The sequence below is a fragment of the Mesorhizobium sp. M5C.F.Ca.IN.020.29.1.1 genome (assembly GCF_003997375.1).
Taxonomy (GTDB): domain Bacteria; phylum Pseudomonadota; class Alphaproteobacteria; order Rhizobiales; family Rhizobiaceae; genus Mesorhizobium; species Mesorhizobium wenxiniae.
Genome location: NZ_RZSW01001003.1, coordinates 1 through 1126, shown reverse-complemented (window position 1 = coordinate 1126; position 1126 = coordinate 1). Strand labels below are relative to the sequence as shown.

The 1126-nt window shown below is 62.5% G+C and carries 1 protein-coding gene; it reads left to right on the top strand.

The genetic code is table 11. From position 1 onward, the window contains the following. Positions 1–1126, top strand: a 1126-nt coding sequence (locus EOA85_RS35780) for an efflux RND transporter permease subunit (protein WP_164760153.1), incomplete at both ends; no start/stop codon positions are given.

Below are 1126 nucleotides of genomic sequence, written 5' to 3'. Positions count from 1 at the left end.
GGTGTCGTTGCCCTAACCGTCACGCCGATGATGTCGGCACGCATCCTGAGGGCCGGCTCGCACAGCCGCTTCCAGCGTATTGTCGACAGCACGTTCGGGCGCGTCGAAAACATCTATGAGCGGCTGGTCAGCGGCTCGTTGAAATATCGCCCGGTGACCCTGATGATCGTCATCGCACTGGTGGCCACGACCGGCTTCATGTTCACCAAGACCGCGAGCGAACTGGCGCCGGAAGAAGACCAGGGCTTCTTGCTGTCTATTGTGAACGCGCCGCGCTATGCGACGTCGGACTACACCGAGACCTATGTGAACCAGATTCTCGGGCTGGTGAATAATATCCCCGAAACCAGGGCGCGGTTCTCCGCCGTCGCGTTCCAAGGCCCGACGAACAACGCCTTCGTCGGCTTCGCATTCAAGGACTGGGCCGACCGCACGCGCAGCTCGAAGGAACTTCAGGAAGACATCACGGGTCGCCTCAGCAAGGTTGCGGGCGTCGAAGCTTTCGTCTTCGCACCGCCGACGCTACCCGGCTCCGGCGGCGGCCTGCCGATCACGATAGTGGTGCGCTCGACCGGCGAGGCCTCCCAGGTGTATGAGGCGGCCGAGGACATCAAGAACAAGGCACAGGCCTCCGGTCGCTTCCTCGCCGTGCAGAATTCGATGTCCTACGACGCGCCGCAAGTGACGGTGACGATCGACCGCGACCGCGCCGCGGCGCTCAACCTGCCGATCGCCGACATCGGCCGGACGCTGACCCTCTTGGTCGGTGGCGCTGAGGTGGCGCAATTCGACCGCGAATCCAACAGCTACGACATCATCCCGCAGGTACCGCAGAACTTCCGCGACAACCCTGAAAAGCTGGCCGAGTATTTCGTGCGCAGCGCGTCGGGCGAGATGGTGCCGCTCTCGGCGGTGGTGAAGATCTCGACCAATGCATCGCCGGCCGCGATCGAGCAGTTCAACCAATTGAACTCCGCCACGATTTCGGCTCTGCCATTGCCCACCGTCACCACCGGCGACGGGCTGAAGACCATCGAGGATATCGCCAGGGAAAGCCTGCCCGATACGTTCTTCATCGACTATACCGGCCAGTCGCGGCAGGAGAAGGAACAGGGCTATACGATCA